The sequence below is a fragment of the Marivita sp. genome (assembly GCF_051859345.1).
Taxonomy (GTDB): Bacteria; Pseudomonadota; Alphaproteobacteria; order Rhodobacterales; family Rhodobacteraceae; genus Marivita.
On record NZ_JBHYFV010000028.1, the window covers coordinates 14,942 to 30,609 of the forward strand.

The window sequence follows — 15,668 nt, forward strand, 5'->3', positions numbered from 1 at the left end:
TTCCCCTTTTGAATGGGGTCGCTCTACAGGCTCCGAACTGACCGCTCAAGCCTTTGATTTTGCAATTGATACTGACTTTCAACTGGCCGGCTGGGAAATGCTTCGAAGCATTTCACCGCTTTTCTTCGAAGAAAAGCCGTCCGCTCAGACCGACAGGCGCGACGCATGGGCGCCACGTTCGCGGTAAGGTGTGGTTTCGTAATGCGCGCGGTAACATTTCGAGAAATGCGAGGGCGACGCAAACCCGCAGGCCAGTGCCACGTTGATCACGCTCATATCAGTCTGCATCAGCAGGTTGCGCGCCTTCTGCAGGCGCAGCTCCATGTAGTACCGCTTGGGGCTGCGGCTCAGGTAACGACGGAACAGGCGTTCCAGCTGCCGCGTGGACATGCCCACCTGCTGGGCCAGAACCGACGGGCTGATTGGCTCTTCGATGTTCTGCTCCATCATCTGGATGACTTTGGACAGTTTCGGATGCCGCACACCGATGCGCGTCGGCACGGACAGGCGCTGGGTGTCCTGATCGGTGCGGATGGAATTGTAGATCAGCTGATCCGCCACCGCGCCCGCCAGTTCCTCGCCGTGGTCGTCCGCGATGATCTTGAGCATCAGGTCCACCGAGGCCGTCCCGCCGGCGGTCGTGATGCGGGTGCCGTCAACCACGAAGATCGACTTGGTCAGATTCACTTCCGGGAATTCCTCGGAAAAGCTGTCCTGGTTTTCCCAGTGAATGGTCGCACGTTTGCCATCCAGCAATCCGGCCGTGGCCAATGAGTAGGCCGCCGTACACAGCCCGCCGATCGACAACCCGCGCCGGGCTTCGCGACGCAGCCAGTTGATGACACGCTTGGTGGTGGCGGTCTGCACGTCGATCCCGCCGCACAGAAGCACCACGTCATCGCGGCTCAATTCAATCAGGTCCGAGTCCAGCCGAAACGACACACCGGCAGAACAGGTGACTTCGGTGCCGCCTTCGCCGATGATGGTCCAGTCATAAAGCTTGCGGTTCGCCATTCGGTTCGCAATGCGCAGCGACTCCACGGCTGCCGCAAAACACAGCATGGTGAATTCAGGCAGCAAGGCAAAGACAAACCGGCGTGGCCTGCTTGGCACATGATCAAGTTCAACTGTCTGGCGCGTCGGTAACATGGAATTCTGACCTTCGACTGTGCTCTGCGGCACGTTGCAGGTCACAAGGTCAGAAGTGACGCCCGGGGTCAAGCGTTCGGGGGCGATTCCTTGCTGGTCAGACCGGGGTGGTTTCTGTATAGCGGGCCCGCTAACGCTAACTTACTTGGATTTGACCGGAGTAGAGACGATGACCGAGTGGAAAAAATCAGGCTGGCGCGCGAAACCGCGGGTTCAGATGCCTGACTATACGGATACCGCAAAGCTGGAGGCCGTCGAGGCGCAGCTTTCCAAATATCCGCCGCTGGTTTTTGCAGGCGAAGCGCGCACCTTGAAGAAACAACTGGGGGCGGCGTCGCGCGGCGAGGCGTTTTTGCTTCAGGGCGGTGACTGCGCCGAAGCGTTCGACCAGTTCAGCGCCAATGGCATCCGCGACACCTTCAAGGTGATGTTGCAGATGGCGATGGTCCTGACCTTTGGCGCCAAGGTGCCGGTGGTCAAGGTGGGACGCATGGCGGGCCAGTTCGCCAAGCCGCGCTCGGCCCCGACCGAAGTGGTCGATGGCGTCGAGCTGCCCAGCTACCGGGGCGACATCATCAACGAACTGCCCTTCACACCAGAAGCGCGTAGTCCCGATCCGGCCAAGATGCTGCAAGCCTACACCCAGGCGGCGGCAACGCTGAACCTGCTGCGGGCGTTCTCGACCGGGGGCTATGCCGATGTGCATCAGGTGCATCAGTGGACTTTGGGGTTCACCGAGGGTGAAAAGGCGGCGAAATATCGCGACATGGCGAACCGCATCAGTGACACGCTGGACTTCATGAAAGCCGCAGGTGTCGACAGCGACAGGTCTCATACGCTTCAGACGGTTGATTTCTACACCAGCCATGAATCGCTTCTGCTCGAATATGAAGAGGCGCTGACACGTCAGGATTCGACATCCGGCAAGTGGCTTGCTGGCTCGGGTCACATGATCTGGATTGGCGACCGCACCCGTCAGCCGGACGGCGCGCATGTCGAATTCGCGCGCGGCGTGCTGAACCCGGTAGGTCTCAAATGCGGCCCGACGACGACGGCGGAAGACCTCAAGGTGTTGATGGCCAAGCTGAACCCGGAAAACGAAGCGGGCAAGTTGTCTCTGATCGCGCGGTTCGGGGCGGGCAAGGTGGGTGAACACCTGCCGCGTCTGGTCAAGACCGTGGCCGAGGAAGGCGCAAACGTGACATGGGTCTGCGATCCGATGCACGGCAACACGATCAAATCGTCGACAGGCTACAAGACCCGTCCGTTCGATCTGGTCCTGCGCGAGGTCAAAGAATTCTTCGCGATCCACAACACCGAAGGCACCGTTCCAGGTGGTGTGCATTTCGAGATGACCGGTCAAGATGTGACCGAATGCACCGGAGGTGTCCGGGCGGTGAGCGAGGAAAACCTGAGCGACCGCTACCACACAGCCTGCGATCCGCGCCTCAACGCCTCTCAGTCGCTGGAACTTGCGTTCCTCGTGGCCGAAGAACTGACCGCGCGCCGCGAGGCACAGGTTGCATCCAAGGTCGGCTGACCCATCGCAGTTTTTCTGAATTGGGGCGGGCCTGCGGGTCCGCCCTTTTTCATGACTGGTTATGTCACGGGTTGGAGACGACCAATCGCAGGTGGCCCTTCGCTGGCAATGGTCGGAACGCCCGCCGGGCTGTCGTTTCGATTTCGCAAATGCCGGTCAAATCAAACCGACACGGCGCAGGGCCGGTGTCATCCGTTGGCGCCAAACCGCCCAGGATCTGCGTCACGCGCCCTTGATCGTCGCGCAGCGGATACAGCACCATGCGCGCCGCAACCAAGGGGCGCCCACCTTTGCCAGAGGTGCAAAGCATCAGATCCAGCGCGCTGCGCCGTTTGAAACAACCGGCAAGGGCCGCGTCGAACTCTTTGCGGGACGTTGGATTGAGAAGCGTCGACAGGGGCATTCCGGTCAATTCCCGGCCAAAAAGCCCAGTGACCGATCCGCCTGCCACCCGCAATCGGGCATGTGCGCGCCCCAGTCGATCCGCCAGAAACGCGTATTCCAGTGCGTCCTGAATGGCACCGGGATCAATGGCGGACCAATGCGGCACCCCACCGCCAACAGCCAGCCCATGCCAATATGTCTCCAGAATCCGCAACGCCCGCGCAGCATGGTGCCTCAGCGTTTCCTGCGTCATCGACCTACAGTGCATCATGTCAGCTCCGTTCTGCTCCACCACGGCAAACGCTAACACAATGTTGCCGCAATCCGGTCTCAGATCTTAACAAATGGTTAACACCAAAGGCGGGCCGCATGGCTTGCATCGCTGCTGTGCAAAGCGTAACCCAACGGTCGATAAAATGACGGAAGGGGACACGATGCGCCAATCCATGACGGGCTTTGCCTCGGGGCAGGGCGAGGCACTTGGACTAAGCTGGTCCTGGGATGTCCGAAGCGTCAACGCGCGCGGTCTCGACATTCGGGTGCGCGTGCCGGATTGGATCGACGGATTGGAGCAGGCGTTGCGCGCATTGCTGACCAAACGTCTGGCACGGGGCAGCGTGACGGTTTCCCTGCGTCTGCAAGCCAGCGCAACCGAACCGACGCAAGACCTGAACGAGGCGCATCTGGACAAGGTTCTGAGCGCCATGCTGCGGATCGAATCCGAAGCGATGGTTCGCGGGCTGTCATTGACCGCATCGACGGCGGCGGATCTGATTTCCTTGCGCGGTGTCATGGACGCGACCCAGAACCAAGCCGATCCTGCCGAGGTGCGGACCACGCTGATTGCGGATTTCGAACCGGTTCTTGAGGGGTTCGTTGCCTCGCGCCAAAGCGAAGGCGCGGCGCTGGTCGAGGTGCTGACCGGGCAGGTGGCGCAGATTTCCGATCTTGTTGCACAGGCCGCCATCGTGGCCGAGGCCCGCAAGGGCGAACAGGTCGACCGCATGCGCGCCGCATTGACCCGCGTGATGGACTCGCAGGACAACGTCGATGAACAACGTGTGGCACAGGAACTGGCCCTGATCGCGGTCAAGGCGGATGTGACCGAGGAGATCGACCGCCTGCGCGCCCACATCGACGCGGCGCGTGATCTGATACAGGGTGACGGCGCGGTGGGGCGCAAGCTCGATTTCCTGATGCAGGAATTCAACCGCGAGGCAAACACGCTGTGTTCCAAGGCGCAATCTTCGGCGCTCACGTCGGTGGGGCTGGAATTGAAATCGGTGATCGAACAGATGCGCGAGCAGGTTCAGAATGTGGAGTGAGGCATGATCAACCGTCGCGGATTGCTGATCATCCTGTCGTCGCCCTCGGGCGCCGGGAAAACCACCCTGTCGCGGCAGTTGTTGGAATGGGACGAAAGCCTGAGCTTTTCGGTCTCGGCCACCACCCGCGCACCGCGCTCCGGTGAGGTGGATGGAGAACATTATCACTTTCTCAGCGAAGAGGCGTTCAAGCGCGACGTGAACGCGGGGGACATGCTTGAACATGCGCATGTGTTCGGCAATTTCTACGGCAGCCCGCGCAAGCCGGTGCAAGAGGCGATAGACGTCGGCCATGACGTGCTGTTCGACATCGACTGGCAGGGCGCACAGCAGATCGTCAACTCCGCGCTTGGTCCGCACACCCTGTCCATCTTTATCCTGCCACCTTCGATCGAGGAACTGCGCCGCCGACTGGAAGGCCGGGGGCAGGACAGCCCGGAAACCATCGGCAAACGCATGCTCAAAAGCTGGGATGAGATCAGCCATTGGGGCAGCTATGATTTCGTGCTGGTCAATGACGATCTGGTTCAGACCTTCGAGAAGCTGAAGACCATCGTTACCGCCACCCGCCTGCGCCGTTTGCAACAGCCGGGGCTGGTGGATCATGTCCGCAAGCTGCAACAGGAATTCGAGGATCTGACATGACGCTTTATGCTTTGGACGGAATCACGCCCGAACTGGCCGACGACACATGGATCGCGCCGGATGCGAACCTGATTGGACGTATCATCATCCAGGAGGCGGCCAGCGTCTGGTTCTGTTCCACACTGCGCGGCGACAACGAGGCGATCACCGTGGGCGCGGGCAGCAACATCCAGGAAAACTGCGTGCTGCACACCGATATGGGCTATCCGCTGACCATCGGGCAGGGCTGCACCATCGGTCACAAGGTCATGCTGCACGGCTGCACGATTGGGGACAATTCCCTGATCGGGATGGGCGCCACAGTGCTTAATGGCGCGAAGATCGGCAACAACTGCCTGATCGGGGCAGGGGCGCTGATCACAGAAGGAAAAGAGATCCCGGACGGTTCTTTGGTGATGGGTGTGCCGGGCAAGGTTGTGCGCGACCTGGATGACGCGGCCATCGAAGGGCTGCGCAAAAGCGCGCTTGGCTATCAGACCAACATGCGCCGCTTTCGCGCCGGTTTGCGGCCGCTCTAACCACTTCAATCTCCAGAATTTTGAAACTTTTGCTTGAAGCTCAGCGTGGCTGCATCAGTCTTGCTGGAAAAGAGTTAAAGGATACCTGTGATGAAAACGTTTTGGGTCAGTCTGTGTTTGATGGTTGTGGCAACCTGTGCCGCTGCCCACGAAGTGCGCCCCGCGATCGGCGATCTTGAGGTTGTCGATGGGCAGGTGCAGTTGACCCTGACCCTGAATGGTGAAGCGATTGTCGCAGATGTCAGTCTTGAGGGCATCGACAACACGGATGCGCTTGACCAGTCCGCAGAGGTGGATCGCGCGCGCGCGCTCGATCCCGAAGCAATGCGTGCAGAGCTTGAACCGCGCATGGACGCATTTGCCGACAGTCTTGAACTGGTTGCCGGGCAAGACTCCGTGCCGCTCAGGGTGACCAGAATCGACGTTGCGCCTGTGGGCAATACCGCCCTGCCACGCGACACGGTTCTGCAGCTCGAAGGCCCCGTGGCCGAAACCGCATCCACCATCAGCATGACCTGGCCCGCCGCCTATGGTGCGCTTGTGTTGCGCCAGCAGGGGGTCGAAGAACCCTATACAGGCTACCTTGAGGGTGGTCAGACCAGCGGTGAGATCCAGCTTGGTGGCGGCGATGAGGCCAGCCGATTGGTCACGTTCGGCACCTACATCCCGGTGGGGTTCGACCACATCCTGCCCAAAGGTCTGGACCATATCCTGTTCGTGTTGGGCCTCTTTTTCCTGTCCACGCGTTTTGCACCGCTGCTTTGGCAGGTGACGTCGTTCACGCTGGCGCATACGGTGACACTGGCCATGGCGGTGCTGGGCATCGTGTCGGTGCCTGCCAGCATCGTCGAGCCTCTGATCGCCGCGTCGATTGTCTATGTCGCGGTCGAGAACATCGTGTCCGACAAGCTGCACCGCTGGCGACCTTTCGTGATCTTCGGCTTCGGCCTTTTGCACGGGTTGGGCTTTGCATCCGTGCTGGGCGAATTCGGTCTGCCCGACGGACAGGTGATCCCGGCGCTGATCGGGTTCAATATCGGCGTGGAACTGGGCCAACTGACGGTGATCGCGATTGCGTTCATCCTTGTCTGGTACGCCATCCGCGTGGACCGGGGCGAGGCGGACGTGGCCCCCGCGCAAGGGCTGTACGGCGTGTTGGCCGTGATTTTCGCGGGGCTTGGCATTGCGATGAACACACCCGGATTTCAGGAAGTCATGGGCGCGTCCGCGATGATCTTCTTCTGGCCACTTGCCGCGCTGTCGGTGCTGTGCGCAGTGTCGGCAACCCTGGTCGATCAACTCGACTCCTATCGCCGCTATGTCGCGGTCCCGGCCTCGGCGGCGATTGCGCTGGTCGGTGCCTACTGGTTCGTGGAGCGGGTGTTTCTCTGACCGGGGCACTCCCCGTTCGAACGGGCTTGCACCCAACTCCAACCCTCGCTATACGCGCGCCACTGACACCACAGGCGGGGTCGGGCCTTTGGGGGAGACATCCTCAAACGTCCACCGGTTGGCCACAAGGCTGATACCCCCGCCGAGGATTGAAACCGGAAAGGAAACGACAATGGCTCTTCCAGAGTTCACATTGCGCCAACTGCTTGAAGCAGGCGTACACTTCGGCCACCAGACGCAGCGTTGGAATCCCCGCATGGGCGAATTCATCTACGGCGCGCGCAATGGCATCCACATCATGGACCTCACGCAGACCGTTCCGATGCTCGACGCGGCATTGAACGTGATCCGCGAAACCGTTGCCAAGAACGGCCGCATCCTGTTCGTCGGCACCAAGCGTCAGGCGCAGCAGCCCGTCGCGGACGCCGCCGAGAAATGCGCGCAGTATTACATGAACCACCGTTGGCTGGGCGGCACGCTCACCAACTGGCAGACCGTGTCGAAGTCGATCCAGCGCCTGAAGCAGATCGATGAGCAGATGGAAACCGGTGCCGAAGGCCTCACCAAGAAAGAGCGGCTGGGCATGGAGCGTGAGCAGGGCAAACTGCAGGCGTCCCTGGGCGGTATCCGCGAAATGGGCGGTGTCCCGGATCTTCTTTTCGTCATCGACGTCAAGAAAGAAGCACTCGCCGTTGCCGAAGCCAACAAGCTGGGCATCCCGGTTGTAGCCGTGGTTGACACCAACTGCTCGCCCGATGGCGTGAATTACATCATCCCCGGCAACGACGACGCGGCCCGTGCGATCAGCCTCTACTGTGACCTGGCCTCCCGCGCAGCGCTTGACGGCATGACCGCACAGATGGGTGCAGCCGGTGTCGACCTTGGCGCGCTTGAAGACGCGCCCGTTGAAGAGGTTGTCGCAGAAGCAGACGCGCCCGCAGCCGAAGAAGCATCGGCCAGCTAAGCGTCGCTGCGTCGTTACATTGATATGACAGGGCAGGGCGGTTGCAACATACCGCCCAAACGCCCGATTTTGATACGAGGAGAGCCAAGATGGCGATCACAGCAGCACTGGTAAAAGAACTGCGCGAACTGACAAGCGCGGGCATGATGGATGCCAAGAAGGCGCTGGTTGAAACCGGCGGCGACATGGAAGCGGCAGCGGACTGGCTCCGCACCAAGGGTCTGGCGAAGGCGGCCAAGAAATCGGACCGCACTGCGGCCGAAGGTCTTGTGGCAGTCAAGGTCGATGGCGGCAAAGGCGTTGCGGTCGAAGTGAACTCCGAAACCGATTTCGTCGGCAAGAACGCGGAATTTCAGGCCATGGTCGCCGCAATCGCCGGTGCCGCCCTGAACGTGTCCGATGTCGAGGCGCTCAAGGCTTCGGATATCGGTGGCAAGACCGTCGAAGAAACCATCACCGACAAGATCGCCACCATCGGTGAAAACATGTCCGTGCGCCGCATGGCGGTTCTCGAAGGCGCTCAGGTCTTGTCCTACGTCCACAACGCTGCCGCAGACGGCATGGGCAAGATCGGTGTTCTGGTTGCGCTGTCCGGTGAAAACGAAACCTTCGGCAAGCAGGTTGCGATGCACATCGCGGCTGTAAACCCGGCGTCGCTGTCCGCAGCCGATCTTGATCCGGCGGTTGTCGAGAAAGAGCGTCAGATCCAGATCGACATCGCACGCGAGTCGGGCAAGCCCGAGCAGGTCATCGAAAAGATGATCGAAGGCCGCATGAAGAAGTTCCTTGCCGAGGTTACCTTGCTGGGACAGTCCTTCGTGGTGAATCCCGACCTCACGGTCGAGGCTGCCGCCAAGGAAGCCGGTGTCGACATCACCGGGTTCGTGCGTCTTGAAGTGGGCGAAGGTATCGAGAAAAAAGTCGAAGACTTTGCAGCCGAGGTGGCCAAGGCCGCTCAGGGCTAAGTCCTTACCATATCACTGCAAAAATAAAGCGGCGCTGTTGAAATGAACAGCGCCGCTTTTTTTGCGGGAGCAATCGACTGCCACCAATTTGGGGATGATGCAGTCTCTTGGTGCCGACCGACAAAACCAACCGGGACAGGTCGTTTGTCGTTACCCGCACCAAGCGTCTTTCAAACGAGACCCGCAGAGCCCTTAAATATACGGGATGCGGGTCTCTTGTTCCTCGGCTGAAATTGCCACCACTCACGGAACAGTGACATCATGCCTGTTTACCTCGCGTCAAGGAAGTCAGGATTTCCAGACCTCACAGTTTTTTCACGCCTTATGCGTCGCTTACGAACATCTGGTTCTGCAAAGCGGCCTTGAGAACAGCCTGTGCGGTTGTATCGACATTCAGCGCTTCGCGTGCAAGTCGCAGATGTTTCTCTACGGTCGCCGGCGTCAGCCCCATGATGGTTGCGATGTCCTGCATGGTTTTGCCACTGCCAACCCATTCCAGCGCCTCGCGCTGGCGTTTGGTCAGCGCCTGGTTGGGCGGTGTATAGGGCAGGGTCAGGATCTTGAGATGCACGATATTGTTCATCAGCTGGATCAATTCGCCCCAGCGGTCCCACATCGCATCCACATCTGTCTGTGACAGTCCCGGTTCGGCAATAAGCGCGATGGCGCCTTTGGCGCGGTCTGACAGGCTTCGGAAACTGATGGAAAAGCCTGCGGTGATCCCGTGCTTTGCGTTGAAGTCCAGGATGCGCAGTTCATCATTCGTCACAGTGCCGCTTTGCAACATCATTTGCAGCACGGTCCAACTTGCTGCACCGTCATTGTCGACGGCCCAGCGCACCATAGGGGCCGATTGGTAAAGACCGTTGTGGACGAAGTGCTCGACATAGTCGCTGTCGATATTCGACAGGATGATAAAATCGTTCGGATCGCCAAGCGACGTCGCTGTGCGGAACCGCGTGAAGCCGTAGAGCAAGCGATTGAACCCGAAGTCGGCCATACGTCGACAGTGCAGATCCCACAGCTCTTCGATGCTGGCGGAATGGGTCAGGTCTAAAAGAGCGGAATTATGCTCGGGGGTCATGGGACTATAATACTCAAAACTGTTTGGGGTTTGTATGGGTGGTTAGGTGGTCTTGTCCATCTGGCAGCGCATCATTATATTACATAATACTGATTATAAGAATTCTGGCACCACTTGTAGCGTCGATCATCCGGCTGCCCCCTATATTCTTGTTGTGCCGCACCAATCTGCAATAAACAACGCCATGGCAATCGTAATGCGACGAAGGGATGAAACGCTCACCCGTTCATCATATCCATGAATGTTCTCCGAGATCGGCCCGTAACACAGCGACGGGATATCGTTGTAAAGCCTGTAGACCCGGCAATCGAGATATCCAAGCGTGGTAAAGCTTTCCAACGGTACGCCTGTCGCCGCGTGATGTGCGCGCTCCAAAGCCGCCTCTGCCTCTGATCCCGGCTCTTGCACATAACCTTCCGCAAAGAACCCGTTGAACGTGATTTTTGGTGGCGTGTCAGCAAGATAGCCGTCGGTCTTCGCAAACTCCGCGATGTGGTTTTCGATCTCTGACGCGGCATCTTGTGCCCGGATCCCCGGAAAAATCGCGATGCGGCACTGGATGCGGCACCATGCAGGCACCGATGATCCCCAGTCGCCGCCTTCGATCTTGCCGACATTGAGATTAATTGGATGCGCCAAATCCCTGAAATAAAGCCGTTTATGACGATCCTCGTTCCAACGCGCTTCCAGTTCGCGCAGGCTTGCAATCACGCGATAGGCCGCATCTATGGCATTGGCACCCTCGCCCATCTCGCGCACATGCACCGGCGTTCCGCGCAATTCGACCTCGAACCAAAGCGTGCCGACATTGGCGCGCACCAGCATTTCGTCCTCTGGCTCCGGGATCAGCACTGCATCCGCGGTATGCCCATCCAGAAATGTCATCAACGCACCGTTGCCGGTGGATTCTTCTTCGACGACGGATTGGATTTCGACCCGCGCAGTTGGGCGCAGCCCGGCATCTTTCAGCGCATCCATGGCAAAGATCATGGCGGCATGCCCGGCCTTCATGTCTGCACCACCACGCCCATACAGCCAGTCACCGTCGATCTGCGGATCAAATGGATCAAAGCGCCACATCTCGGCTGGGCCGGTGGGAACGACGTCGGTATGTGATTGCAGAATCAATGACTTCCCGAGCGTTTCCAAAGGGTCGAATGTGCCGATCACAATTGGCGCGTCGGAATGGTCCACACTGAACTTGCCGCCGCCGACATGGTTTTCGATGGCGGCCCGCTCCATCTCAAGACGCTCGGTCGCATAGCCTCGCTGCAACAGGGCATCGAACACGAACTCCTGAACGCCGTGCTCATGGCCGCGAATCGACGCAAACCGCATCAAGTCCTTGGTGAACGCGATCTGCGTGTCGAAACCATCTGTCACCGCACGGGTGATCGCGTCTTTTGTTTCTGGATCAAGCACCTGGTGTCCTTTCGCGCCTCTCTTCTGAAATCCTGCGTATCACACTGATTGATTCCCCGTTTCGGTGGTCGGATCGTTACAATAGACCGACCTTCAAGTCGTCCCGTGCCCGTTTTCCAAGGGCAACGCGCGTTCAGTCAATTCCATCTTGTTGTTTACGCAAAGTCAATTTTCAAAAATTTACCACATGAATCCATGTTGTTACGACTTCGGCTGAAATTCAAACCTGTCGTCCGGGTGACTGTCATAAAACCGTTACGCAACTGTCACAAAAGCATGTCGGAACACCAATAGACCACCGCCAACGGTCATCAGGGGGATGGCCGAGAGATGTCCAAGCAAGGAGCTGACATAATGTCCGTAAAATTCTCTGTATCGGCACTGGCGATCGCTGCCGTTTCCGCAACCGCCGCAGCCGCGCGTGACAACGTGCAGGTTGCAGGGTCGTCCACCGTCCTGCCCTATGCCTCCATCGTGGCCGAAGCATTTGGCGAAAACACCGACTTCCCGACACCGGTCATTGAATCCGGCGGTTCGTCGTCCGGCCTCAAGCGCTTCTGCGAAGGCGTTGGCGAAAACACCATCGACATTGCAAACTCCTCGCGTCCGATCCGCGAAGGTGAAGTTGCGGCATGTGCCGAAGCTGGCGTGACCGACATCATCGAAGTCCGCATCGGCTATGATGGCATCGTGTTTGCATCCCAGCAGTCCGGTCCGGCATTCGACGCATTTGTTCCGTCCGATATCTACAACGCCATCGGCGCGAAGGTCATGAAGGACGGCGCACTGGTCGACAACGACTTCCAGAACTGGTCCGAATTCAACGCCGATCTGCCTGACGCAGAAATCGCGATGTTCATCCCGGGCACCAAGCACGGCACACGCGAAGTCTTCGAAGAGCAGGTTCTGCTGGCCGGCTGTGAAGCCACAGGCGCAATGGAAGCAATGGTTGCAGGCGGCATGTCCGAAGACGACGCCGAGGACGCTTGCCTTGACGTGCGTCAGGACGGCAAGTCGGTCGACATCGACGGCGACTACACCGAGACCCTTGCGCGTATCGACGCCAACACAAACGGCATCGGCGTGTTCGGCCTCGCGTTCTACGAGAACAACACCGACAAGTTGAAGGTTGCGACAATGTCAGGCATCGAGCCGACAACCGACACCATCGCTTCGGGTGAATACCCCGTGTCCCGCCCGCTGTTCTTCTACGTCAAGAAGGCCCATATCGGCGTGATTCCGGGCCTCAAGGAATATGCCCAGTTCTTCATCTCTGACGATCTGGCAGGCGCAAATGGCCCGCTGGCCAACTACGGCCTCGTGTCCGACCCCGAGCTGGCAAAGACACAGCAGATGGTTGCTGATGAAAAGATCATGGGCGCGGACATGTAATCGTCTGACGATCCAACCGATCAGGAGGCGGCGCTGTCTGCCGCCTCCTTTTTCCTTCTGGACTTTCTTCTGAACACTCTGGGGGCTCCATGCCACTACTCTGGCTTTTCCTGATCGTTCTCGCGATTGCCGCTGCGGCGTATGTGCTTGCCCGGTCGCGCGTCCTAGCTCTGTCGGGTCAGGACCGGCGCACCCTGCATTCGCTTCCGATCTATTACGGCAGCAACGCCGCGATGAAATCCGCGATCCCTGCCCTGCTGGTGCTGGTGATCTGGCTGCTTGCGCAACCTTTTTATGTGAACAACGTCGTCTCTGGCATGATCCCCGACACGGCCATCGCCGACAGTTCGTCGCGCGGCCTTGTTCTGGCCGAAGTGCGCCGCGCAGCGGACGGACTGGACCTTGCGGTCGCGACCGGCGGCATGACCGAGGCCGAGGCGCGTGACACAAACGCCGATATCGAGGACGTGACCAACAGCCTGTCCGAGGCCGGTGCCATCGTGACTTCGCAGATCACCCAGCCGATCCTGCGCGCGGCCCAACGGTTCCGCGTGCTCAATAGCAGCGCGTCGCAGATCATGGCCATTGTCGTTCTGCTGATCGCCACCGCTGGCGCACTTTGGGGCATCAAGGAAACCAAACCCGATTTCCGCGCCCGCAACGTGGTCGAGCAAGGGATACGCGCGCTGCTCATCGCCGCCGCCTCTATCGCCATCCTGACCACGCTGGGCATTGTCCTGTCGCTGGTCTTCAACACAATCGAGTTTTTCCGTCTCTACCCGGCATCCGAATTCTTCTTTGGAACAAGCTGGGCACCCAGCTTTTCCGGCCGGGGCGGGGCTTCGGACCTTGGCATTCTGCCACTTCTGTGGGGCACGTTCTACATTTCGATCGTCGCGCTGTTGGTGGCTGTTCCGATTGGCCTGTTTGCCGCGATCTACCTGTCGGAATACGCGGGCAACAGGGTGCGGGCCGTCGCCAAGCCGATGCTCGAAGTCCTCGCCGGTATCCCGACCATTGTCTACGGCCTGTTCGCGCTGTTGACCGTCGGCCCCCTTCTGATGCGTGTCTTCGGGGATGAAGGGCTGGGCTGGATGCAGGCCGGGACCGCCGTGATGACCGCCGGACTGGTAATGGGCATCATGCTGATCCCTTTCGTGTCCTCTTTGTCGGATGACATCATCAATGCCGTGCCGCAGTCGATGCGCGACGGGTCTTACGGGCTGGGTGCCACGCAATCCGAAACCATTCGCCAGGTGGTGATTCCAGCCGCCCTGCCCGGCATTGTCGGCGCGATCCTGTTGGCGGCAAGCCGCGCCATCGGCGAGACGATGATTGTGGTTCTGGGCGCGGGTGCCGCTGCGCGACTGTCGCTCAACCCGTTCGAGGCGATGACAACCGTGACCGCCAAGATCGTGTCGCAGTTGACCGGCGACTCCGATTTCGCCTCACCCGAAGCGCTCGTGGCCTTTGCCCTTGGCATGACGCTTTTCGTCATCACCCTCGGGCTCAATATCTTCGCGCTCTACATCGTGCGCAAATACCGGGAGCAGTACGAATGACCGACGCAAGCATGAACAGCGCCCCGATGAAGGGCCGGCTCACAACCGTCGACGCCCGCACCAAGAAACGCAACGCCGCCGAAAAGCGCTTCAAGGCTTACGGGCTGGCGGCAATTCTCATCGGTCTTTTCTTCCTTGGTGTGCTTGCAATATCCATCCTGCGCTCGGGAATTCCCGCTTTCACCCAAGCGAATGTGCAGGTTGAATTCACCCTGACCCAGGATGAATTCGATGCCGCCGAGAGCCAGATGCTCAAGACCAAGGCGTATGAGAACCTCTTTGTTGCGGCACTTCAAAGCCAGCTTGAAGAGCGTGGACTTGAGGTCGATTTCGATCCCGCCGCCATCGAACGCCTGCTGGGAAAGACCGGTGGCACCATTCGGGAATTCTTCCGCGAAAACCCGGATCGGATCGGCACGCCGGTGGCCTTCAACCTTGCGACATCTTCGCGTGTGGACGGCTATTTCAAAGGCCGCGTGACCCGTGACAGCGTGGTCGACAGCCGCTTCCTGATGGTCAGCGACCTTGATCTGGTGGACGCGCTGGCCGATGCAGGGATCATCACGTCCAGCTTCAACTGGAATTTCATCACCGGATCGGATTCCGGTGTGGACAACCCGGGGGGTGCCGGGATCGGCGTGTCGGTTGTCGGGTCGTTCTTCATGATGCTGGTCGTGCTGGCCCTGGCTTTGCCCATCGGCGTCGCGGCGTCGATCTACCTGGAAGAATTCGCGCCGCAAAACTGGTTTACTGACCTGATCGAGGTGAACATCTCGAACCTGGCGGCAGTCCCGTCCATCGTGTTCGGCATCCTTGGCCTTGCCGTGTTCATCCAGTTCATGCACATGCCGCAATCCGCACCTTTGGTCGGTGGTCTGGTGCTGACGCTGATGACGCTGCCCACCATCATCATCTCGACCCGCGCCTCGCTCAAATCTGTACCGCCGTCGATCCGCGAAGCGGCTCTGGGCGTCGGGGCGTCCAAGATGCAGACGGTGTTTCACCACGTCCTGCCGCTCGCTGCTCCGGGTATCCTGACGGGCACGATCATCGGTCTGGCGCAAGCCCTGGGCGAAACCGCGCCGCTGTTGCTCATCGGGATGGTGGGTTTCATCGCCCGTGCCTATCCTGAAGGGGTTGTCTCCGGCTTTGTCGATCCGAACTCCGCGATGCCCGCGCAGATCTACACCTGGGCGGCACGCGCCGACGCGGGCTTCTATGAAAAGGCCTGGGGCGGAATCGTCATCCTTCTTATCTTCCTTCTGACGATGAACATCATCGCCATCATTCTGCGCCGCCGTTTCGAGCGCCGCTGGTAATCAGGAC

At 59.5% G+C, this 15,668-nt stretch carries 14 protein-coding genes; 10 read left to right on the forward strand and 4 right to left on the reverse strand.

All coding sequences use genetic code 11. The features are described 5' to 3' along the window. Positions 1–144: 144 nt before the first annotated feature. On the reverse strand, positions 145–1,149 hold the full coding sequence (locus tag ACTIEN_RS15995; protein WP_439524149.1) for a GlxA family transcriptional regulator: 1,005 nt from the start codon (positions 1,147–1,149) through the stop codon (positions 145–147). Between the two features lie 169 nt (positions 1,150–1,318). Between ACTIEN_RS15995 and ACTIEN_RS16000 the strand changes: the two genes are divergently transcribed. Beyond that, a complete protein-coding gene (locus ACTIEN_RS16000; RefSeq protein ID WP_439524150.1) occupies positions 1,319–2,689 on the forward strand; it encodes a class II 3-deoxy-7-phosphoheptulonate synthase in 1,371 nt (456 codons plus the stop codon). Between the two features lie 64 nt (positions 2,690–2,753). Here the strand turns inward: ACTIEN_RS16000 and ACTIEN_RS16005 are convergent, their stop codons facing one another. Then, positions 2,754–3,344, reverse strand: coding sequence for a PAS domain-containing protein (locus tag ACTIEN_RS16005; RefSeq protein ID WP_439524151.1), 591 nt, complete (start codon positions 3,342–3,344; stop codon positions 2,754–2,756). 145 nt (positions 3,345–3,489) lie between these two features. Here ACTIEN_RS16005 and ACTIEN_RS16010 point away from each other — a divergent pair, with 145 nt between their 5' ends. The 6 genes from ACTIEN_RS16010 to tsf all read left to right on the forward strand — a co-directional run bounded on the left by ACTIEN_RS16010 (position 3,490) and on the right by tsf (position 8,882). Continuing rightward, positions 3,490–4,398, forward strand: a complete 909-nt coding sequence (locus tag ACTIEN_RS16010; RefSeq protein ID WP_439524152.1) for a YicC/YloC family endoribonuclease — start codon at positions 3,490–3,492, stop codon at positions 4,396–4,398. Positions 4,399–4,401: 3 nt separating this feature from the next. Next, positions 4,402–5,043 (forward strand): guanylate kinase, encoded by a 642-nt coding sequence (gene gmk, locus ACTIEN_RS16015; RefSeq protein ID WP_439524153.1) that lies wholly within the window; start codon positions 4,402–4,404, stop codon positions 5,041–5,043. After that, on the forward strand, positions 5,040–5,561 hold the full coding sequence (locus ACTIEN_RS16020) for a gamma carbonic anhydrase family protein (protein ID WP_439524154.1): 522 nt from the start codon (positions 5,040–5,042) through the stop codon (positions 5,559–5,561). The genes gmk and ACTIEN_RS16020 overlap by 4 nt, the downstream gene beginning before the upstream one ends. Before the next feature lie 90 nt (positions 5,562–5,651). Next, positions 5,652–6,953 (forward strand): HupE/UreJ family protein, encoded by a 1,302-nt coding sequence (locus ACTIEN_RS16025; protein ID WP_439524155.1) that lies wholly within the window; start codon positions 5,652–5,654, stop codon positions 6,951–6,953. Positions 6,954–7,125: 172 nt separating this feature from the next. Beyond that, a complete protein-coding gene (gene rpsB / locus ACTIEN_RS16030) occupies positions 7,126–7,917 on the forward strand; it encodes a 30S ribosomal protein S2 (protein WP_439524156.1) in 792 nt (263 codons plus the stop codon). 89 nt (positions 7,918–8,006) lie between these two features. Beyond that, positions 8,007–8,882 (forward strand): translation elongation factor Ts, encoded by an 876-nt coding sequence (gene tsf, locus ACTIEN_RS16035; RefSeq protein ID WP_439524157.1) that lies wholly within the window; start codon positions 8,007–8,009, stop codon positions 8,880–8,882. Between the two features lie 322 nt (positions 8,883–9,204). Here tsf and ACTIEN_RS16040 read toward each other — a convergent pair whose 3' ends face one another. Both ACTIEN_RS16040 and ACTIEN_RS16045 read right to left on the reverse strand, forming a co-directional pair. Continuing rightward, positions 9,205–9,966, reverse strand: coding sequence for a LuxR family transcriptional regulator (locus ACTIEN_RS16040; protein WP_439524158.1), 762 nt, complete (start codon positions 9,964–9,966; stop codon positions 9,205–9,207). A gap of 141 nt (positions 9,967–10,107) precedes the next feature. Next, the gene (locus ACTIEN_RS16045) at positions 10,108–11,388 is read right to left on the reverse strand and encodes an ArgE/DapE family deacylase (protein WP_439524159.1); all 1,281 of its coding nucleotides are present in this window, start codon (positions 11,386–11,388) and stop codon (positions 10,108–10,110) included. A 354-nt stretch (positions 11,389–11,742) separates the two neighbouring features. Here ACTIEN_RS16045 and ACTIEN_RS16050 point away from each other — a divergent pair, with 354 nt between their 5' ends. The 3 genes from ACTIEN_RS16050 to pstA all read left to right on the forward strand — a co-directional run bounded on the left by ACTIEN_RS16050 (position 11,743) and on the right by pstA (position 15,661). After that, positions 11,743–12,780 (forward strand): substrate-binding domain-containing protein, encoded by a 1,038-nt coding sequence (locus ACTIEN_RS16050; RefSeq protein ID WP_439524160.1) that lies wholly within the window; start codon positions 11,743–11,745, stop codon positions 12,778–12,780. 89 nt (positions 12,781–12,869) lie between these two features. Continuing rightward, positions 12,870–14,342 (forward strand): phosphate ABC transporter permease subunit PstC, encoded by a 1,473-nt coding sequence (gene pstC, locus ACTIEN_RS16055; RefSeq protein WP_439524161.1) that lies wholly within the window; start codon positions 12,870–12,872, stop codon positions 14,340–14,342. Continuing rightward, on the forward strand, positions 14,339–15,661 hold the full coding sequence (pstA, locus tag ACTIEN_RS16060) for a phosphate ABC transporter permease PstA (RefSeq protein WP_439524162.1): 1,323 nt from the start codon (positions 14,339–14,341) through the stop codon (positions 15,659–15,661). Before pstC ends, pstA begins: the two co-directional genes overlap by 4 nt. Positions 15,662–15,668 lie beyond the last annotated feature (7 nt).